The organism is Halomonas sp. KHS3 (assembly GCF_000830495.1).
GTDB classification, from domain to species: domain Bacteria; phylum Pseudomonadota; class Gammaproteobacteria; order Pseudomonadales; family Halomonadaceae; genus Vreelandella; species Vreelandella titanicae.
In genome coordinates, this window is record NZ_JWHY01000001.1 from 444,270 (window position 1) to 465,381 (window position 21,112).

The following is a 21,112-nucleotide window of genomic DNA, read 5'->3' on the forward strand; positions in this document are numbered from 1 at the left end:
TTCTGGTAGCAGAAGCGCCGCTAACGCGTTGGAATACTCCCTTTTTTCGAGGATATTTTAAGTGGTGATAATAGGATGAGCCTGACACTGCTTAATTTCCACGCTTTGCGCAATCTCAGGCCGGTTGAGATGACGCCCTCTTCGCATATCAACGTCATTAGCGGTGCTAATGGCAGCGGTAAAACCAGTCTGTTGGAGGGGGTACATATTCTTGGCATGGGCCGCTCTTTTCGTACTCGCCAGTTAAAAAACGCGATCCAAACGGATGAGCCGTATATGACGCTGTACGGACGTTTAAGTGGTGAGCCTGAGGTTACCCTTGGTGTGCGTCGTTTAAGAGCTCAGCGGGAGCTGGAGCTTCGTTTAAAGGGAGATAAAAACGCTCGGTTGGCGGAACTGGTAGAGGCTATGCCGCTTCAATTAATTAACCCTGATGCTTTTCGATTGCTTGAAGGTTCTCCAGCCGGACGTCGTGAGTTTCTCGACTGGGGCGTGTTTCACGTGAAACATGACTTTTTAGCAATCTGGAAGCGCACCCGGCGTGCGTTGAAACATCGGAATGCACTGCTCAGGCGTGGTAGAATACTACCTCAGGAAATGGCGGTGTGGGAGCATGAACTAGCCCTTTGGGGTGAACAGATGGACTCGTTACGCCGTGCTTGGTTTAGTGACTTTTTGCCTGTCTTTGAAGAGACACTTAAGGTATTGCTTCCCTTGCCGGGATTGTCGCTTCACTACGCCAGAGGTTGGGATAAAGATCGAACTCTTGCGACTGTGTTACACGATAGTCGGCCAACTGATCAGCAGATGGGGTTTACTCAGCAAGGTCCGCAGCGCGCTGACTTACGTATCAGGATAAACAAACAGCCTGCTGTAGAAGTGCTTTCCAGAGGCCAGCAAAAGTTAGTGGTGAGTGCATTAAAGCTTGCCCAAGGGCGGTTTCTGGAAAGAACAGCACAGCGGCACTGTATTTATCTTATCGATGATTTGCCCGCAGAACTTGACGAGAAAAACCGTTACCAGTTTTGTGGTTTACTCGAAGATATGCAGTGCCAAGCATTTATTACCAGTGTCGAACCTTCTGCATTGAAGAATGCCTGGCGAACTGATACCCCCGTAAATATGTTTCACGTGAAACATTGCAAGGAGGGGTTTAGTGGTTTAGAGAAAGTCAGCTAGCGCAGGAAGAAGGGTAGGACGATACAGGATGAGACAGACTTCACAACGGAGTGGTCAATGAGCGAGCAGGCTTACGATTCATCAAGCATCAAGGTGCTCAAGGGGCTGGACGCGGTGCGTAAGCGGCCAGGTATGTATATTGGTGACACCGACGACGGTACTGGGCTCCACCACATGGTCTTCGAGTTGGTGGATAACTCCATCGACGAGGCGTTGGCTGGGCATTGCAGTGAAATTCGCGTTGTCATCCACCCGGATGAGTCGGTCACCGTGAGTGATAACGGCCGTGGCGTACCTACCGAGCTTCATGAAGGGGAAGGTGTTTCCGCTGCAGAAGTTATTATGACGGTTCTGCACGCAGGCGGTAAATTCGACGATAACTCCTACAAGGTTTCCGGTGGGTTGCACGGCGTCGGTGTTTCTGTTGTCAATGCGCTTTCCGCTGAGCTGCGCTTAACGATTTGGCGTCAGGGTGAAGTGTTCGAACAAATGTACCGTCACGGTGTTCCTCAAGCACCATTGGGCGTTGTGGGCAAAACCGAAAAAAGCGGTACCCGGGTTCACTTCCGCCCATCGCCAGAAACCTTTGGCAATATCGAGTTCCATTTTGATATTTTAGCCAAACGACTTCGCGAACTATCCTTCTTGAACTCTGGTGTGGCTATCCGTTTACTGGATGAGCGCAGCGGCAAAGAGGAGCTGTTTCACTACGAAGGTGGCTTGAGAGCCTTTGTTGATCACCTCAATACCAATAAGAGTGTGATTAATCCGGTATTCCACTTTAACGCTGTTCGTGATGACGGCGTTGAAGTAGAGGTAGCCATGCAGTGGAGCGAAGCCTTCACTGAAAATATTTTCTGCTACACCAATAATATTCCGCAGCGAGACGGCGGGGCGCACTTGGCGGGGTTCCGGGCAGGTCTTACCCGTACGCTCAATAACTATATTGAAGCTGAAAACCTGCTGAAAAAAGCCAAGGTGAATACCACGGGCGATGATGCTCGTGAGGGGCTAACAGCTATTATTTCAGTTAAAGTCCCGGATCCTAAGTTTTCGTCTCAAACAAAAGATAAGCTGGTCTCCAGCGAAGTGAAGACAGCGGTTGAGCAGGAAATGAGCCGTCTCTTTTCCGAGTATCTTGTTGAAAAGCCTAACGAAGCCAAGGCGATCGTTAATAAGATGCTGGATGCCGCGCGTGCACGTGAGGCGGCACGCAAAGCGCGGGATATGACCCGCCGCAAAGGCGCGCTGGATATTGCCGGTTTACCTGGCAAGTTGGCGGATTGCCAAGAAAAAGACCCCAGTCAGTCAGAGCTTTACTTGGTGGAGGGTGACTCGGCAGGTGGCAGTGCCAAACAGGGCCGTGACCGCCGTACACAGGCTATCTTGCCGCTCAAAGGTAAAATTCTGAACGTGGAAAAAGCACGTTTCGACAAAATGCTCTCCTCTGCAGAAGTGGGCACGCTTATCACTGCCCTGGGTTGCGGCATTGGCCGTGAAGAGTTTAACCCCGATAAGTTGCGTTACCACTCGGTTATTATCATGACCGATGCCGATGTCGATGGATCGCACATTCGTACGCTGCTGTTGACGTTCTTCTTCCGTCAGATGCCGGAGTTGATTGAGCGTGGTCATATCTTCATCGCTCAACCACCACTTTATAAAATTAAGCGCGGCAAGCAAGAGCTTTACCTGAAAGATGAACAGGCGATGGTGGATTATTTAACCACCACGGCCTTGGATGGGGCCGGCCTGCATGTTAACGCTAATGCACCGGGTATTTCCGGCTCACAGCTTGAAGCGTTAGTGAACCAGTACCGCAACGTGATGAAGCGAATTGATCGCTTGTCGCGGGTTTATCCCAATGAAGTACTTAAGCAAATCGTTCATGCTTCGGCACTGAAAGGTGAGGAGAGCCTGAAAGATCGTGTGACCATGCAGAACTGGATTGATGAACTCCAGAAGATCATGGATGACATGGTTGCCTATGAAGGCGGGCCCCGTTACCACTTCCATCTCCACGAAGATTCTGAGCGCGGGCTTTTCCTACCTACCGTCTCGCTGGTTGCTCACGGTGTGACGACTGAGTATAGGTGGGGCCTCGACTTCTTTGAAAGCGCCGACTATCGCGGTATCGCTGAGCTGGGCGAAACCCTGGATGGCTTCCTGGAAGAGGGCGCCTTTATTGCCCGTGGCGAGCGGCAGAAGCCGGTATCGCACTTCTCGGAAGTACTGGCGTGGCTAATGCAAGAGGGCCAGCGCGGGTTGTCTGTACAGCGCTATAAAGGCTTGGGTGAAATGAACCCGGATCAGCTCTGGGACACCACCATGGATCCCGATAGCCGCCGCATGCTGCGGGTGACGATCGAAGATGCCGTGGGTGCCGATATGATGTTCAACACCTTGATGGGTGACGATGTAGAACCGCGCCGTGACTTTATTGAGACCAACGCGTTGGTGGCAAATTTAGACGTGTAAGGTGGATTGCTTTCGTTAAGATGTTTCACGTGAAACACTGCTTTAACGATCCTTAGCCTCAGTATGGTTTAATGCCACTATGACAGGCGTCGCTATGAAATTCATAGCGACGCTTTTTTTATTGATAGATAGATTGGCAGGATCAGGATACGTGTAGCAGAAGAGGGTAGTTAGTTTCAGCCAAATTTCTCATGCAACAGTTACTCATGCAACGCAGAGCGATCATGACTACCAGCTCGGTGTCGCTTAGCTATTTAATGAGCCATTCAACAAATTGCGCTAAATCATCGAAGATATTGGTCTTTTCAAGACCAGCGCCTGCTTGCTCCGTTTTACTTCCCTTCCCAGTTCTCACCAGCGCTGTTTTGCAACCTACGGCTTCGCCCGCCTGGAGATCGCGAAGGCTATCACCGACCATCCAGCTTCCCGTTAAACTTTCTAGTCCCAGGATCTGCTGGATCTGTATTAGCATTCCTGGCAATGGTTTACGGCATTGGCAATTATCATTTGGCCCATGGGGGCAGTAAGCAATATGAGCAATATGCCCGCCTTCCGCTTCTACTAACGAAATTAAGTGTTCATGCATCGTATGGAGGGTTGCTTCATCATAATAGCCTCGGGCAATCCCGGATTGATTCGTTGCGACGGCAACGGTGTATCCCGCGCGGGTGAGGCGGGCAATGGCAGTGATTGAAGAGGGGTAGGGCACCCACTCCTCGAGAGATTTGATGTAGTTATCAGAGTCATGGTTGATGACGCCGTCTCGATCCAGGATGACAAGTTTATCGGCACTTAGCATAGCGATCCTATTGGTACGGTTGCCGGCGATACTTTCTGCCCGCGAGATTTAAGACTATTTTACCCCGATCTAACAAAGATGTTTCACGTGAAACACGTACTCCCCAAACAATAAAAAAAGCCCAGCCGTTAGGGCTGGGCTTGGGGATTTGCGATCCATTAGTCGACGACTACTGAGGGAGCAGCGAAATATCGGCGACTTCTAAAAACAGCGCTTGAAGGCTTGCAAGAAGCGCTAACCGATTACGCTGAATAGCCGGGTCGTCCGCCATCACCATTACTTGGTCAAAGAAGGCATCTACTGGATCTCGCAGTGTGGCAAGTGCGTCGAGTGCACGCTGGTAGTCACCCGCAGCAAATAGGGGTGCCACCTGTGCTTGGCTACCTGTCACAGCGTCGAACAGTGCCCGCTCGGCATCTTCCTGCAGCAAGTGTTGATCGACCTGTGTGCTGCCGTCATGCTCCTGCTTGCTTAAAATATTCGAAACGCGCTTGTTAGCCGCCGCCAGCGCTGTGGCTTCGTCACGCTGGGCAAAGGCCTTCACAGCGCGCAGGCGGCGAGCGAAGTCGAGAGGGTTTGTGACTGGGCGCGCACGAACAGCAAGGTACATTTCTGCGCTGATGCCTTCATCCTGGCCCCAGGCGCGGAAGCGATCCAACATGTACGTCAGCACGTCCTCAACCAGCCCGTCAGCTTTGGGGAGGCCCTGGTGCTGCTCAGAGGCAACCGTAAGCAGCTCGCGCAGGTCAAGATCCAGCTCGCCTTTGACCAGAATGTTAAGCACGCCAATCGAAGCACGACGTAAAGCGAAAGGATCTTTCGCACCGGTTGGGCGTTGGCCTATCCCGAAGATGCCTACCAGGGTATCCAGTCGATCCGCCAGGGCTAATGCCTTGCCTGTAGCACTTTGGGGAATCGCATCAGTAGCAAAGCGCGGCAGGTATTGCTCTTCAAGGGCTTGGGCAACCTCCGCGGGTTCGCCATCTTGCTGCGCATAGTAGCGTCCCATAATGCCCTGAAGTTCAGGGAATTCGAGCACCATCTCCGTCACAAGGTCGCACTTGGCGAGTGCCACGGCGCGCTGAGCGTGAGCCACGTCGCCATTGATACGTTCGGCAATAAATGTCGCAATAACCGAACTGCGGCGAGCTTTATCCGCCAGGGTGCCTAGCTGCTGCTGGAATACCACGCTCTCTAACTGTGGGATGCGTGACGCTAATGTGTACTTGCGATCGGTGTCGTAGAAAAACGCTGCATCGGCTAAGCGCGGACGAATGACTTTCTCGTTACCGGCAATGACCTGGTCGGGGTCAGCGCTGTCGATATTGGCAATGGTGATAAATAGCGGTTTCAGCTTGCCAGCGTCGTCCAACAGGTGAAAATATTTCTGGTTAGCCTTCATCGAAGAGATCAAGCACTCGGCGGGCACTTCCAGAAAGCGCTCATCAAAGCTACCGGTAAGGGCGATTGGCCACTCCACCAAGCCGCTCACTTCTACCAGAAGCTCTTCGTCGATAACCGCATTGGCCTCCTGCACTTCGGCCTCTGCTAATACCTGTTCGCGGATGCGCTCGCGGCGTTGCTCACGATCCACCAGTACATAGGCATTTTCCAGCGTAGCCACATACTCATCAGCGTGCGCCAACTGAATGGCATCAGGGGCGTGGAAGCGGTGACCGTAGGTCGTGCAGCTAGCCTCTAGGCCAAGTGCCTCGGCGGCCACTACGTCGCTACCGTAAATGGCTACCAGCCAATGAACGGGACGGGAAAACTCAACCCGTGAAGCGCCCCAGCGCATGTTTTTAGGCACAGGGAGGGTGCTGATTGATTTGCGGATAATCTCGGGCAGCAGCGCTTGAATAGATTCTCCCTGCTGCTGCTCACGAAAACCTAACCAAGTACCTTTATCGGTTTCTAAATGAATCAGCTCGTCGACGCTTACACCGCAAGAGCGGGCAAAGCCTTCCGCGGCTTTAGTGGCAACGCCATCCTTAAAGGCAGCTGCCAGCGCTGGGCCACGGCGCTCAACGTCACGATCAGGCTGTTTGTCGGCCAGTTCATGCACCTGTACCGCTAAACGCCGTGGTGTCGCAAAAGCGGTAACGTTGGAGAAGGGAACATCGGCTTCTTGCAGGCCTTTCTCGATGCTCGCGGCGAACGCATCGGAAAGAGCGTCCAGGGCCGTGGGCGGCAGCTCTTCCGCGCCGAGTTCTAGTAAAAGCGTATTAACAGCCATTAGTCGTCTCCCTGATCGGCGAGTAGCTCTTGTAACAGTTCTCGGCGAAGATTTTCTGGCGCCATGGGGAAACCTTCGGCCTTACGCGACTCAAAGTAAGCAGTGGCGACATCCCGGGCCATAGTGCGAACGCGCAGGATAAAGCGCTGACGCTCGGTGACCGAGATAGCGTGACGGGCATCTAATAGGTTGAACGTGTGTGATGCCTTCAGGACTTGTTCGTAGGCTGGCAGCGGCAGGCTGGCAGCGAGCAGCTTGCTGCACTCTTTTTCCTGATGGTCAAAGTTAGCAAATAGCTGATCGACATCGGCATGTTCGAAATTGTAGGCGGACTGTTCGCGCTCGTTTTGCAGATAGACATCGCCATAAGTCACTTTGCTGCCATCGGGGGCAATGGCCCAGACGAGGTCATACACACTGTCGACGTCCTGCAGGTACATGGCGATGCGCTCAAGCCCATAGGTCAGTTCGCCGGTGACCGGATAGCATTCGATGCCACCGGCCTGCTGAAAGTAGGTAAACTGGGTCACTTCCATGCCGTTTAACCAGATTTCCCAGCCCAGGCCCCAGGCGCCCAAAGTAGGAGATTCCCAGTTATCTTCGACAAAGCGCACATCGTGAACCAGCGGATCAAGACCCAGGCGTTTGAGTGAGCCCAGGTAGAGATCCTGCAAGTTGCTTGGCGATGGCTTCATCACCACCTGGAATTGGTAGTAGTGCTGAAGGCGGTTAGGGTTCTCGCCATAGCGGCCGTCAGTAGGGCGGCGGGAAGGCTGTACATAGGCAGCATTCCAGGTTTCGGGACCAATCGCCCGCAGGAAGGTAGCGGGGTGGAAGGTGCCCGCGCCGACTTCCATATCGAGCGGCTGAAGGATGACACAACCCTGTTCTGCCCAGTACTGCTGCAGAGCAAGGATCAAGCCTTGAAAGGTCGACACATCGGGTGTCGATTGGTTTGTCGAGACACTCATCGCGGAAAGCACCGTTGGCCATGAATTCATAAGGCGTCAAGTATACAATCCTAGGCAGATGGGTTATAGGCACGTATGCCAACAAGCTGCTTTAGGTAAGGAGAACAGTATGATTGTGGTAACAGGCGGTGCCGGTTTTATCGGGGCCAACATAGTTAAAGCATTGAACGCCCGCGGTCGAAACGATGTGATGGTCGTTGACGATCTACGCGATGGTACCAAATTCGTCAATTTAGCCGACTGCACGCTGGCTGATTATCTCGATAAAGATGATTTCCTCGCCAGGGTAAAAGCTGCCCTGCGCGGTGAAAGCGTCGAGCTACCTAAAATCGATGCTATTTTCCATGAAGGCGCCTGCTCGGATACTACCGAATGGGATGGCCACTACATGATGGAGAATAACTTCGAGTACTCCAAAGTGCTGCTTAATTACTGCGAGCAGCAGAGTATTCCTTTTTTATACGCCTCGTCAGCCGCCACCTATGGCGGCAGCGAGGTATTTAAAGAGGTACCCGAATGCGAAAAGCCGCTTAACGTTTACGGCTATTCCAAGCTGCTGTTTGATCAGCACGTGCGTTCGCGCTGGAGCGAGTTAACCACTCAAGTAGTGGGCTTTCGTTACTTTAATGTCTATGGCCCCCGTGAACAGCACAAGGGCAAAATGGCCAGTGTGGCCTATCACAACCACTTGCAAATTCGTAATGGTGAAACGCTCAAGCTGTTTGGCGGCTATGACGGCTACGAGGCAGGCATGCAGAGTCGTGACTTTGTTTATGTGGGCGATGTAGTCGATGTGAATCTTTGGTTTTTGGATCATCCTGACAAGTCAGGAATCTTCAATCTTGGCACTGGTCGGGCTGAACCTTTTAAAGCCATTGGCGAGGCGGTTATCGACTTTTACGGTAAAGGTGAGATCGACTACATTGCCTTCCCCGAAGAACTCAAAGGACGCTATCAGAGCTATACCCGAGCTGACATTGGTCAGCTACGTGAGAGCGGCTGCGATGTTGAGTTTAAAACCGTTGCTCAAGGGGTGAAGGCCTACTTGGGGTGGTTAAATGGCTAATTCAGCTCAGCGCTTGCTGGTGATTGGCCCTTCGTGGGTCGGTGACATGGTCATGGCACAAAGCCTGTTTATGACCTTAAAAGCCCGCCAGCCAGGCGCGACGATAGGGGTGGTTGCACCAAAGTGGTCACAGCCTATTTTAGAGCGTATGCCCGAAGTGGATGAAGTGCTGCCGCTGGCAGTGGGGCACGGTGAATTTGGCTTGGCCAGCCGCCGTGAACTGGCCAACCGTTTGCGTGGCCGTTTTGACCGAGCCATTGTCTTGCCACGCTCTTGGAAGGCAGCGCTGGTGCCCTTTATGGCGCGCATTCCTGAACGCATAGGCTTTTTAGGCGAACACCGCTATGGGCTTCTCAAGGAGCGCCGCAAACTCGATAAACAGGTGCTGGATCAAACGGTAAAGCGCTTTGTTTCCTTGGGCCTACCCCTGGAAGAAGCAGCTAGGGGTGATTTTGTGCTGCCCAAGCCACGCCTGCAGATTGATCGCGATAATCTGGTCAATTTACGCCTGAACCACTCGCTTTCTTCCCGCACGGCGATTGGCATGATGCCGGGCGCTGAGTACGGCCCTGCCAAGCAGTGGCCGGTCAGCTACTTCCACAAGTTAGCCAAACGGCTGGTGGAAGAGGGGTTTGAAGTACGCGTACTCGGGGGGGCAAAGGATCACCCGGCGGGCGAGGAGATCACACAGGGGCTTTCCCATGCCCATAACCTGTGTGGTAAGACGCAGCTGGCTGATGCGGTCGATCTGTTGGCGGATTGCCGGCAGGTAGTCACCAACGACTCGGGGTTAATGCATGTGGCTGCAGCGGTAGGTGTTCGTGTCCATGCGCTGTATGGCTCCTCATCGCCCGCCTACACGCCGCCGCTCACTGATAACGCCGTCATTCACTACCTAGCGCTCTCTTGCTCTCCCTGCTTTCAGCGTACCTGCCCGTTGGGGCATACCAATTGCCTGAATCTGCTCAGCGTTGAGCAAGTCTACCAACAGATTCACGCGGCTCATCAGTGGGAGAGCGTGATCGTTAATGGATGAGCTCGACTTCGTCTGCCGCGTCAGCAGGCGTCTCTAGGGTTTGCTCTTGAGTAACTTCTTGAGAAGGCTCGTCGGACTCACGCCGCTGAGGGGAAATGCCCTCCCAAAGGCGGTGCTGAAGCGCCGTCTCTTCCCGTAAACGCTCATTAAGCACTTCGATACCGTGGGCCTCTACCAGCGTACGATTATTGCTGAAAAGCGAAGTGCCCAATCCAGCGCGGTCGCGCTCTAAACTAAAGCCCAGCGCATCGAGTATCGTGGGGAAAACATCCAGCATGGTAGCGTCTCGGCGAATACGCTGTGGCTCGATATCGTTGCCGAGCATTATCAGCGTGTTGTCGCGGTCTAGCGCGGTCAATTGATCCCACACAGAAACGCGCATCGTCAGATGGTCGCTCAGTATGACCACCAAGGTATTATCGAGAAGACCCTCAGAATCCAACCGTTCAACCAAATCTTGAGCCAGCCAAGTCGCGCATTCCACCGAATAAAGAATATCCTGGCCGTCAAACTCTCCTTGACGTTCCACGCACGACTGGGAGGGATAACCATTAGGCGCATGACCCGCCAGATTGAGGCTAATTACACCCCAGGGGCCGCTATTCTGGCTATCTAAATGCCGGATCTCATCGGCGGTGATGTCATACAGCGTGTCGTCATACAGGCCCCAGCTATTTACATACTCAGGATTCTCTAGCAGGGGCTCTAAATCTTCACGTCCTTTCACCGTATCGAATTGGTGGCCGCGATAGAATAGTCCTTTACCCGCGAATTGTGTGCTAGCACCGCCTAGATAGCTTAGTTGGTAGCCCTGTGCAGCAAGAATGTCGCCGAGACAATCGACCCCGGGAACAACCTTGGAAAGAGGCTCGAACTGGCTGTCGTGAAGGAGTCCAGCAGGCATCAATGGCACGCCGCACTGGCTGGCAATCATGCCCGCCATTGTCCAGCCCGTATTATCCATCTGGCGCACGCCCTCAAAAACGGCACCTCGTTCCCCTAGGGCGTTGAGACTGGCGTAGGCGTCCCCAAATATGTCATTAGAGTAGGTACGCTCTATGCTTTCCAAATACAGAATGAGTAAGTTAGGGGCGTCCCTAAGTTCCTCGGCAGGGGGCGGCTTGTAGCGTCGATCCAGCCAGGCGCCGTCATCAGTGACAATGGCCGCGCTGCGTTGGCTTATGCCATAAAGTAGCGGGTTGCTAGCCAATAATATAATAGCGAAAAAGCGCTCGGCTAACCGCCAGCGCTGGTCGTGGCGTGATAGCCACGTCACGGCCGCCAGTACGCCAATCATTATTAACGTATAGAGCACCGCGGAAATCATTTTGCCTGCGCCACCATGCTTGGCTATGCCTGCCTGGAGGTGAAAAAACACCGCACCCAAATCGACAATGCCAAAGCTGTCCGCCAAGTAAACGTACACACCCCAAAGACTTAACGGTACAAGCGACCAGGGCCACATTTTACGATAGCGAGCATTGGCAGGCTGGCCCCAGCGCAGCTTAAGCCCCACACCAATCCATGCGGCCGCTACTAAAAATAGCGTCCACCAGGGCAGACGGGTCATTACCGTGACCGTGTAACCCAGGCTGAGGCCAATTAGTGTCAATGCAATGGTGGCTAGCCTAGCGGTATCCCATGCAATGAAAGAGCGATAACGTATGATGACATTTACCTAATATAAACAGTGAAAAAGGGGACACTACAGAAAATTGATAGCTCTGATGATAACGGCTACTACGGGAGAAGTTGATGGGTGCGCTCGAAATATTTCTGCATAACCAAAAGACCCATCAAGCGTTCTTTATCAGTATTCATAAATTGAGCGAAGTAGCGGTTAGCATTACCGATAATTTTTTTCGCCGCCGCGGGGTTTTCAAGGTAATAGGTGACTTTCTCCTCAAGGTCTGAGTAATCATCTTTGAGCTGCACATAGTGATAGTCAGGTAACAAAGTGCCTTCCATAAACCATGTTTCAAAGCGCGGTTGTCGCATAAAACAGAGTGAATTAGAGGCCATTATCCATTTGAGATTCGTTGCAACATCTTTGCCTTCGATACTGAGTACGAATTTATATTTCAGTTGCTCCAGTACCGACATAAATTGGCTATGCCAGGGCTGACCTTGCGCATTTTTGTGAATATCGCCCACATTACATAGCGGGTGATCATAAAAGTCTCGAATGAATTGTCGCCGATGTTCTTGATGACAAGAACCACGCCATACCACAAGGTCAAGCTTGTCATCATAGCGGTGAGGATCTTTCACCGTGTAGTAATGACGAACACGGTTTAACTTAAGTAAAACTGAGTTTTGATTGTGGTCATTAATGGGCCGGCTTTTCACTAAGGTAGGTGCATCCGGCACGGTGGTTACATCACCAAAGCGATGGCAGAAGCGTAGTTCAGGCGGAAAATAGCGCAGCACACTGAGCAAATCCAAGTAATAAGTGCCGCTTTTCTCGCGTTTGAAACTAGATAAACTTATAGCCTCCTTAGGCAGTTCAACGTTGTTTTCCAGTTGATTACAGTAGTTAACTCGGAGAAGTAACTGCTGCTGCTCCTCTTTTGACAATTGCTTTAATGAGCGAAGTAAATTTAATCTTTGCCGTTGCAGAAACGTACTGGGAATTAGGCGGTGAACGGTATGTTGCGCATAAAAGCCTAGTTTATGAAGATTTTTATGCGCTTTTGCAGAAGCTGCAAGCATAATCATTAACTCACTATTGTTTGATAGAGGTGCCAGTACGCTGCAGTCATTGACTGAGGGCTATAATGATCTAAACGTTCAGTGGCTCCTTGGGCCAATCGTTGCCGAAGAGCGGGATCCTGCCTTAATCGCATAATGTCGTTAGCCAGTGCATCGGCGTCGCCGGACGGTATCAGCAACCCCGTTTGTTCGTGCTTGACGATATCGGGTATGCCGCCAACCTTGGTAGCAATGACAGGAACGCCTAGCTGCATGACATCCAGCAGCACAGATCCCAGGCCTTCATTGCGTGAAGGAAATGCAAACACATCCAGGCCAGCTAGATAGTCGGCAATATTGCTTTTAAATCCCAGCCAGGAAACATTGCTAAGTGACGAGGATTCTGCTTTTAGCGTTTCTGCATCTTCACCGTCACCTAGAAAAATAAACTGTATATCAGGCGCTTGATGCTCAAGCTTCTGCGCAGCCTGCAATAGCACTCGCTGACCTTTATGACGGTCAACCATGGCGCCTGCATGGCCGACCAAAAATTTATCGGCAAAATCATTGCGAAAACTTTTGGTCGCCTCAGGCGAGGGCGTTAAGCGCGCATAGGCACTGGGTATCAAGGTAACGTCGCCACACTGATTGTCTTCCAGCAGACGCTTTATGACGTGGGAGAGGGCAACCCTGGCGGATGCTTGAGAGTAACACTGCTGATTAAACCACTTACGTTTGACGGGCGAGTCGACACGGCGTGTAATTAAATAGGGCGTGCCTTTTAAACGGTAGTGTAAGTAAGCCCAATGAACGCCTTTTGCATCGTGGGCATGTACCAGCTGTGTCCCGCCGAGATCAAAATGCCCCGCTAACTGGTGATTGGCTGCTTGAAAGTTGAGTCGCGCTACACTCTGCAGGTGCTGGCGCATGGGCGAGTCTCGACGGCAAACCAGCGTTTGTGCAATATCGTTTGGTGCATGCTCTGCTAACGTTTTAATTAATAACTCAGTTTGACGCTCTCCACCGCGAAAACCACGCGCCAAATTTACATGAGTAATATGCATCAATCACCAAACCTTATTAAAGTCTTCCGCTTCAAGCACTTTGGGATCGCGTTGATATTCGAGTAGCTTGGCATACTTCAAGTAGCTATTGAGACCTGCGCTGATCGCAACGGTCATGCCGTCTACTCCGCCCATGAAGCCTCGCTGGAATATGTATTTGCGTACAAAGGCATTCAGGCCATGCGCAAACGGTGAAAAGGAGTTGGCCCGCTTCCCCTTTTGAAACATGATTTTGGCCGCACGACCGCTGAAGTTTCGCCCTGGCTTGGCAAATAACTGACCTAAGTTAGCAAAGGAGTAATGCACTATATCTGCGTTAAGTCGCTTGGGGTTGGCAGCCCCTATGCTGGCATGCTGTTTTACATCAGCAAAGCGAGCATGGTGCCGGTTGTAGAGCCGAATACAGTAATCGGGATACCAGCCACAGACTCTAATCCAGCGTGAGCCAATCATATTGCGGCGACGAAAGGCAAAGGCGTCATGCTCGGTTGCAGCTAGGTCTAGTTGTCCAATCGCTTCGACCATCTCTGGCGTTAGGCGTTCATCGGCGTCTAAGCTGAGCACCCAGTCGTACTTTACGTGCGCTAGCGCGATATTTTTTTGAACGCCGTCACCTAAATAGGCTTGTTGAACCACCTTGGCACCTAACTCACGCGCGATAGCGGTGGTGCGGTCTTGGCTGCCTGAATCCACCACAACGATGTCTTCACATACTTGGCGAGCGGAAGCAATACAGTCCGCAATATTGGCTTCTTCGTTAAAGGTAATAATATTAGCCGATATCATGAAGCAGGCATCTCTTGCAAAAAGGCAGTCGTAATGTGCGCTGGAGAAAAACGTTCCAGCCAACGTCCATCAATAGCATAGCCGTCAGCATCAAGAATGGCATCGACACGGGCTGCTAACGCCTCCGGTGTCATTTCACACAGATAAGCTTCCAGCTCACCGGCCATAATATCACGTACCCCGCCTGGGCAATCGACCGAGACAATCGGCGTTTGGCAGGCCAGTGCTTCAAGTAATACGATGCCAAGACCTTCGTGGGCAGAGCTCAAGATGAATAGGCGTGCATGATGCATCCAAGGATAAGGGTTTAGTTGGCGACCGGTAAACGTAACCCGTGCCGCAATACCCAGCTCAACGGCTAGCGCTTCCAGTTCTTTGCGCAGTGGCCCCTCGCCGACAATCACCAGTGGAAGCGTTGTGCGCATCTTGGCATACGCCCGCAGTAGAAGGTGATGGTTTTTCTGCGGTACCAAGCGGGCTACATTGAGTAAATATGGAGAATTGGGTCGCTCCGGGAAGTCTTCGCACATAGCCTTTCGAATAGCCCCTAAAGGGCATGGATTGGTGATGGTTCTCAGCGAGGACGGCTTGACTTGTAGCGTCTGCATGGCAGTGGCGATTTGCTTTTCGACGCCGTGGGATACGGTTACTAAGTGTTTGTTATGAAACAGACAGCGTGCTTTTAGTCGCTCTAGCCAAGGGGCATGACTTCCGGTAGTTTTGACGATATTTTCCAGAACATAACAGGCGCGGGGGTCTTGGAAGGACCATACCGTTTCAAAGGTACCAATGCCGCGGAAAATAATTCGATCAAAAGCGCCATATTGGCGCTCAAGGCGACGTACTTCGCGACGAAAAAGTTTTCCACCCCACCAGCCTGATAATAAAAAATAGCTTTTCCTTAACACGCTATTGAGCAGGCGTGCTACCACCTCAATAATGCCACCCACACCCGATGTCCACATGGCACGAGACAGTGCGAAATGGTGAACTTTGACTCGCTTATTGCTTGGTTCTAACTGAGGGGGGCGCGGCTTAAAGTACATCAAATGGCTCTCATGGCCGTGTTCCGCAAAGGCGTCAGCAAGGTTTACCGCAACCCGTTCCATGCCACCTATTTTTAACGTACGCACGACAATCAATACCTTCATGTGGGCGAGTCCTTTTGGTGGGGCGGAAGTTGCATCACAGGACTGCACTGCAACCGCTGGCGACGCCGCCGATTCTTAAACCACGCCAGCATTTGCTTCAGACGTCGTTGCAGGGAAGGTCGAGTAGCTTGTACAGATGGCTGCCACGGTGTTAACGAAAGATAGTGCCGATACAAATAGGCAAGTGGGTGGCGGCTGTCGGCGTGCCATGGTTTACGTGCGCCAATAAAATGTATGATCGCGGGTTCACGGATAGCGTGTTCAAGTTCCTTCTGCCAATCAGCATAGTGAGCTGCTTTTTTTTCTACGGCCGGATAAGCGTACGGCTGCATATTCCAGCGCATGGGTAGTCGATACCAGTCTTGGAAAATGAGATTTAATGCGTCCTGATCGGGATAACTTAAGGTGTAATCGTGCTGCTTTAATATTTGCTCTACTTGATCTAGCACATTGCGAGCTTTCCATCCTTCTAGATCCACCAGAAGGACGCCGGAATTAAAATAGTGTTGATAACCAAGGCCCATTCTACTCTGCTCGGTTCCTTGTAGATTAGCCACACTAGCGATGGGAGCGCCCTGTATGTCGAATGCCAACAAATTGGCGATATCGTCTAGCACTACAAGGTCACAGTCTAAATAAATAACTTTCTGGCAGCTTGGTGGCAGCCAGTTGTGCATGCCTAGACGCAGCATGGCGGCGGGCCCAAAACGGCCCAATGTTAACTCGGGCCAGCGACTATTCTCAGCTTCAATGATCGTTAGCTCAGCAGGCAGTGTCGTAAACCAGTTGTGCAGCTTTTGATGAGTATTTGCAGATAGTTTGTATCCTAATATATAGAAATGCAGCGCCTCAGGTGTCTCGCTGTGACAAACGGTTGACGCTATCACGGCAGCGGCTTTATCTATATAAGCCTCATCGGAGCACAGGACAATATCAATCATTTGCGATCCTTTCCTGATATAACAGAGGGTGTTGAACTGTTAGTGCGCAATGTGGGTTTCCATATATGGACGAGGCCGCCCGCCATAACAACATTAAACAGAAATACACCTGTCCAAAATATCAAATATGATTCAAAAAGATTAATTACACTCCAAAAGCATAAAAAAGCATAGAAAAATAGCAGTACATCACCCGGCATGTCGCCACGCTTCCAAGCAAACCATGCGTTTGCTATAAACCACCCTAGTAGATAAAAGTAAGCAGCTAGACCTAACAAGCCATACTGTAGTGTGATTTCAAGATAGAGGTTATGTAGATGACCAAAATTTAAAGCTTGATAGTGTGCTTGATTATATTGGATGTTATCAAATAGATAATCAATGCCTTGCTCACCCCAGCCTAGCAAGGGGCGTTGGGCAATCATATCGATCGCGGCGCGCCAACTATATAGTCGCTCTCCTACACTAGAGCGTACTTCACTGGTTGATAGGGGAACAGAACTCCAGTCACCTCTCAGTAGTGCCTGAATGGTATCCAATTCTGCAGTAGCTCTTTCAATGACTAAAGAGCTATTGGTAATAATAAGAATCGCCAGGCATGCTGATAAAATAAAAAATATGAGTAGATATTTTTTTGAAAAACTTTTCCGATGCTCAATAAAGATTAAGAAAAGTGCCGTTAATAGGCCTGCTATCACACCTAGCCAAGTGGCGCGAGTTTGTGAAATGATAACGCCGGCTATAATGATAATAAAAGCGAGTACCCATAAACTTAGTTTGCCATAGTGTTGTAGAGGAGCCCTTAACAGCCGTGGTAAAAAAATAAGCAATCCAAGCAGTACTGTGCCGAAAAACATCGCTGAATGCTGAACGTTACGAATACCAAACCCAATGCGTTCGCCGAGAAAACCACGCTGAAAATCAGCGAGGCCATCGCCAGCGATCCATGGCGCCAATACGACAGCTGCGCTAGCAATACTCCAGAAAAGTAGCGTGTTCTGTGTGCTGCCAGCAAGCCACCATGCAAATATAATAAATACAAACAGTCGGGCAATGTGATCCAGTTTAGGGTAGTCACCTGCCAGATCAGGAAGTGCCAGTGTTAAAAAAAACCAATGACATACTGCTAATAGTAAGGCCCACCAAAACATATGAAAAACAGGGTGTTTCCATACTGGTGCGGCATAAATTTTAATGCTAATTAAACCAGAGAGAGATAGTACTAATTTATTGAAGTCGCTAAAATCATCAAAGTGAGGCTTTGAAAAAACATAAAACAACGTAGTTAATACGCCTATCGCTATTAAGGGTAGGGGCGTTTTTCCAAAATAATGTGTTTCCCATAAGCTTGAAGGGATCTTTCTTAACATATACTCAGTTTCTCAGTTGTTTGCTGCATCTATGAAAAATTAATGTTCATTGGTGAACTGACCGGTATTTTAAAAGCTGTTTTAACAAGTCGCGATAAAAATTTAACTACAGTAACCTTGTCGAATGCTGCCCATTAATCCTGAACTGTGGGAGATGGCAGAAAACTTTCTTAGCGAGCGCTCTAAGCGAGCTAAATTCTTTTCCTGCCACTTTCCCGCCGCACGGAGGCGGCAGCGATCAAGGTCAATCAACCAAGGTGTGCCACTGGGGTCGATCAAAATATTGCGGGCGTTCAGGTCAACATGATCAAGCCCCGCTTGATGAAAGCGGTAAATCATAGCACCTACACGCTTTAACAACGCTTCATCCGCCAGATCGTTGACGAGTAGCTCAGCGAATGCTTTGGCGCCAGCAATGCGCACGGTGATCAACGCGGCTTCATAAGTAAGCCCATAGCGCGTTACACCACTAGCGACGGGGCGGGGCACCGGTAGTCCTTGCTCAAAAAGCGTGGCAGTTAAGCGCAGTTCACGAAATGCCCGGGTGCGCTCAGCGCCAGTCCATAGGTAGCGCTTTTCACTGAGTTTGGCCGCCATGCCCCCCCGGCGATAGGGCCTTAATACCCACTGCTCGGTCGGCGTTGCCTGTAAAAACAGACTACTGCCCCGGCCAGGCGCTTCGCCCACAATTAATCCGCGCTCACGCCAGTAATCGCGAGTGAATAAGTCTGGATCAATTTGGTGTGTTCCCGGTGCGTCACATAAACTGTCTACATCATGTAAAATCAGCCAATTTCTCTGCCGGAGTGCCGCTAAGCGCATGAAGCCCTCTCTGCCTGTTCAGCCTAACCACATTGCCATTTTGCGCCTCTCCGCCCTAGGAGATGTGTGCAATCTCGTGCCCACGGTGCGGGCGTTGCAGCGCCAGTGGCCCGATGCGCGCATTACCTGGATTATCGGTAAGGGGGAGCACAGTCTACTGGCGGGGCTTTCCGGGGTCGAGTTCGTTGTTTACGACAAGTCGACCGGTATTGCCGGAATGCGCGCGTTATGGCGGCAGCTTGCCGATACGCGCTTCGATGTGTTGCTACATATGCAGCAGGCTATTCGGGCCAGCGTGCTGTCGCTTGGGCTGAAGGCCGACGTACGTGTGGGCTATGACAAGGCGCGTGCCAAAGATGCTCAGCACTGGTTCACCCAGCATCAGCTTGCGCCGCACCCTAATGCCCATGTGCTGGAGTCCTTTATGGACTTCGCCCGGGTGCTCGGGGTAGAGGATGACCGCTTAGCGTGGGATTTACCTGTGCCCGATACGGCACGTAATGAGGCTCAGGTGATCAGCGGTGAGACCCCTTACCTCGTTATTAACCCGTGTAGCAACGTACGCCTGCGTAATTTTCGCAACTGGTCGGTAGAGGGTTACGCGAGCGTGATTGAACATGCTTGGGTGCAGCACGGTCTTAAAAGCGTATTGACCGGTGGCGGCAGTGCTCTGGAGCGTGAAATAGGCGAGCAAATTGAAGCGCTCTGTCAGCCAGCCAGTGTCATTAACGCCATCGGCGGCACCTCATTGAAAGGGGTTTTAGCGCTGATCGATCAAGCCCAAGCGGTGATAGCGCCGGATACCGGCCCTATCCATATGGCCAATGCCATGGGAACGCCGGCATTGGGTCTTTATGCATCGACCAATCCCCAGCGCGCCGCGCCCTATTTGTGGCGTGATTTTGCGGTCAACGCTTACCCTGACGCGGTACGTACTTATCTGCATAAGTCGGTAAACGAGGTGAGCTGGGGCCAACGGGTGCGGCACCCAAGCGCCATGATGCTGATTAAAGCAGACGACGTTATCGCTAAACTGGATACATTGCTGGCGCATACCGCTTTGACTGCCAGCGCAGGGAGCATCGATGAAGATTGATTTAACCGCGTTAGAACATGCCCGTGTACTGGTGGTCGGCGATGTCATGCTTGACCGCTATTGGCATGGAGGTACCTCGCGGATTTCCCCCGAAGCGCCTGTGCCAGTAGTTCGGGTAGAAGATGTTGAAGACCGTCCAGGCGGAGCGGCTAATGTGGCGCTGAACATTACCTCCCTGGGCGGCCACGCGGTGCTGGCGGGCGTGATCGGAGACGATGACAACGCGCAGATTCTACAAGCCAGTTTGACTGCCTCGGGTGTGAGTACTTACTTTCAACGTAGCGCTGAGATACCCACGATTACCAAGCTGCGTGTGATGAGTCGTAACCAGCAGTTGCTGCGCCTGGATTTCGAGCAGCGCTTGGACAGTGTCGATACCAGTGAGCTGGTGACTCAGGTAGAAAAGGTGCTCCCCGACTGCGACGTAGTGATCCTTTCCGACTACGGCAAAGGCACACTGAACCAAGTGGAGAACCTGATAGCCAACGCAAGAGCTCAGGGCAAGCGCGTGCTAATCGATCCGAAAGGGCAGGATTTCAGCAAATACCGTGGGGCAAGTTTAATCACTCCCAATCTGACCGAATTTGAAGCCGTGGTGGGTCATTGTGCGTCCGATGCCGAGTTATCCCGACGGGGTGAAGCGCTACGTGCTGAGTTGGAGCTGGAAGCGTTGCTGATTACTCGCAGCGAAAAAGGCATGACGCTGATTCGTGAAGGGCATGCGCCGCTACACCTACCCACCCGCGCTCAGGAAGTTTTCGATGTAACAGGGGCAGGCGATACCGTTATTGGCTTAATGGGGCTAGCGCTAGCGGCAGGCCACGCCTTTCCCGAAGCAATGATGCTGGCTAATTTGGGGGCAGGGTTGGTAGTGGCCAAACCGGGCACGGCCACGCTCTCTATCGCCGAGCTCTACACTGCCTTACACGGCGATAAGCTGGCCGAGTTTGGGGTGATTGAACCGAATGTATTGATCGAGGCGGTGCGTGCTGCCCAGCTACGCGGTGAGCGGGTGGTCATGACCAACGGCTGCTTTGATATTTTGCATGCGGGCCACGTCGCCTACCTGGAGCAGGCTAAACGTCTGGGTGACCGTTTAATCGTCGCGGTTAACGACGACGCCTCTATTGGTCGCCTGAAAGGGCCCAAACGTCCGATTAATCCGCTTAACCGGCGGATGCAGGTGTTGGCGGGGTTAGGGGCCGTCGATTGGGTTGTGCCGTTCAGTGACGACACCCCTCAGGCGCTGATCGAAGCGGTGCTACCCGATATCTTGGTCAAAGGTGGCGATTATCGTCCAGAAGATATCGCCGGGGGCGCGGCCGTTATCGCTAATGGTGGTGAGGTTAAAGTACTGGGCTTTGAAGATGGCGTTTCGACCTCGGCGATGATTAGTTCGATTCTAGATCGTGAACGCTAAGAAACC

Annotated in this window: 17 protein-coding genes; 6 read left to right on the forward strand and 11 right to left on the reverse strand. The window is 51.7% G+C overall.

The window, feature by feature from the left end:
• Window positions 1-75 precede the first annotated feature (75 nt).
• Together recF and gyrB are read left to right on the forward strand one after the other, a co-directional pair.
• On the forward strand, window positions 76-1,179 hold the full coding sequence (gene recF / locus RO22_RS02125) for a DNA replication/repair protein RecF (protein WP_041157460.1): 1,104 nt from the start codon (window positions 76-78) through the stop codon (window positions 1,177-1,179).
• 57 nt (window positions 1,180-1,236) lie between these two features.
• A complete protein-coding gene (gene gyrB, locus RO22_RS02130) occupies window positions 1,237-3,657 on the forward strand; it encodes a DNA topoisomerase (ATP-hydrolyzing) subunit B (protein WP_009286362.1) in 2,421 nt (806 codons plus the stop codon).
• 250 nt (window positions 3,658-3,907) lie between these two features.
• Here the strand turns inward: gyrB and gmhB are convergent, their stop codons facing one another.
• The 3 genes from gmhB to glyQ all read right to left on the reverse strand — a co-directional run bounded on the left by gmhB (window position 3,908) and on the right by glyQ (window position 7,663).
• Window positions 3,908-4,456, reverse strand: coding sequence for a D-glycero-beta-D-manno-heptose 1,7-bisphosphate 7-phosphatase (gene gmhB / locus RO22_RS02135; protein ID WP_041157461.1), 549 nt, complete (start codon window positions 4,454-4,456; stop codon window positions 3,908-3,910).
• Between the two features lie 169 nt (window positions 4,457-4,625).
• The gene (glyS, locus tag RO22_RS02140) at window positions 4,626-6,692 is read right to left on the reverse strand and encodes a glycine--tRNA ligase subunit beta (RefSeq protein WP_041157462.1); all 2,067 of its coding nucleotides are present in this window, start codon (window positions 6,690-6,692) and stop codon (window positions 4,626-4,628) included.
• Window positions 6,692-7,663: a glycine--tRNA ligase subunit alpha gene (gene glyQ, locus RO22_RS02145; protein ID WP_041157463.1), complete on the reverse strand. Its 972-nt coding sequence runs from the start codon at window positions 7,661-7,663 to the stop codon at window positions 6,692-6,694. The genes glyS and glyQ overlap by 1 nt, the downstream gene beginning before the upstream one ends.
• Before the next feature lie 109 nt (window positions 7,664-7,772).
• On the opposite strand from glyQ, the gene rfaD reads away from it, so the two are divergent.
• Window positions 7,773-8,729: an ADP-glyceromanno-heptose 6-epimerase gene (gene rfaD, locus RO22_RS02150; RefSeq protein WP_039857862.1), complete on the forward strand. Its 957-nt coding sequence runs from the start codon at window positions 7,773-7,775 to the stop codon at window positions 8,727-8,729.
• The gene (gene waaF / locus RO22_RS02155) at window positions 8,722-9,765 is read left to right on the forward strand and encodes a lipopolysaccharide heptosyltransferase II (protein ID WP_041157464.1); all 1,044 of its coding nucleotides are present in this window, start codon (window positions 8,722-8,724) and stop codon (window positions 9,763-9,765) included. The genes rfaD and waaF overlap by 8 nt, the downstream gene beginning before the upstream one ends.
• Here the strand turns inward: waaF and RO22_RS02160 are convergent.
• From RO22_RS02160 to RO22_RS02195, 8 genes are all read right to left on the reverse strand, one after another.
• Window positions 9,755-11,335, reverse strand: a complete 1,581-nt coding sequence (locus tag RO22_RS02160) for a sulfatase-like hydrolase/transferase (RefSeq protein ID WP_101148389.1) — start codon at window positions 11,333-11,335, stop codon at window positions 9,755-9,757. The genes waaF and RO22_RS02160 overlap by 11 nt on opposite strands.
• 170 nt (window positions 11,336-11,505) lie before the next feature.
• Window positions 11,506-12,483, reverse strand: a complete 978-nt coding sequence (locus RO22_RS02165) for a glycosyl transferase family 90 (protein WP_052475486.1) — start codon at window positions 12,481-12,483, stop codon at window positions 11,506-11,508.
• The gene (locus RO22_RS02170) at window positions 12,483-13,520 is read right to left on the reverse strand and encodes a glycosyltransferase family 4 protein (RefSeq protein WP_041157465.1); all 1,038 of its coding nucleotides are present in this window, start codon (window positions 13,518-13,520) and stop codon (window positions 12,483-12,485) included. Before RO22_RS02170 ends, RO22_RS02165 begins: the two co-directional genes overlap by 1 nt.
• A gap of 3 nt (window positions 13,521-13,523) precedes the next feature.
• On the reverse strand, window positions 13,524-14,306 hold the full coding sequence (locus RO22_RS02175; RefSeq protein ID WP_022521019.1) for a glycosyltransferase family 2 protein: 783 nt from the start codon (window positions 14,304-14,306) through the stop codon (window positions 13,524-13,526).
• A complete protein-coding gene (locus tag RO22_RS02180) occupies window positions 14,303-15,457 on the reverse strand; it encodes a glycosyltransferase (RefSeq protein WP_041157466.1) in 1,155 nt (384 codons plus the stop codon). The genes RO22_RS02175 and RO22_RS02180 overlap by 4 nt, the downstream gene beginning before the upstream one ends.
• Entirely contained in the window at window positions 15,454-16,398 is a 945-nt protein-coding gene (locus RO22_RS02185) for a glycosyltransferase family 8 protein (RefSeq protein WP_041157467.1), read from the reverse strand. Before RO22_RS02185 ends, RO22_RS02180 begins: the two co-directional genes overlap by 4 nt.
• Window positions 16,395-17,768, reverse strand: a complete 1,374-nt coding sequence (locus tag RO22_RS02190; RefSeq protein ID WP_084625225.1) for an O-antigen ligase family protein — start codon at window positions 17,766-17,768, stop codon at window positions 16,395-16,397. Before RO22_RS02190 ends, RO22_RS02185 begins: the two co-directional genes overlap by 4 nt.
• Window positions 17,769-17,870: 102 nt before the next feature.
• On the reverse strand, window positions 17,871-18,590 hold the full coding sequence (locus RO22_RS02195; protein ID WP_041157469.1) for a 3-deoxy-D-manno-octulosonic acid kinase: 720 nt from the start codon (window positions 18,588-18,590) through the stop codon (window positions 17,871-17,873).
• On the opposite strand from RO22_RS02195, the gene RO22_RS02200 reads away from it, so the two are divergent.
• Window positions 18,589-19,686: a glycosyltransferase family 9 protein gene (locus tag RO22_RS02200; RefSeq protein ID WP_041157470.1), complete on the forward strand. Its 1,098-nt coding sequence runs from the start codon at window positions 18,589-18,591 to the stop codon at window positions 19,684-19,686. The genes RO22_RS02195 and RO22_RS02200 overlap by 2 nt on opposite strands.
• Window positions 19,676-21,106, forward strand: coding sequence for a bifunctional D-glycero-beta-D-manno-heptose-7-phosphate kinase/D-glycero-beta-D-manno-heptose 1-phosphate adenylyltransferase HldE (gene hldE / locus RO22_RS02205; protein WP_027958481.1), 1,431 nt, complete (start codon window positions 19,676-19,678; stop codon window positions 21,104-21,106). Before RO22_RS02200 ends, hldE begins: the two co-directional genes overlap by 11 nt.
• Window positions 21,107-21,112 lie beyond the last annotated feature (6 nt).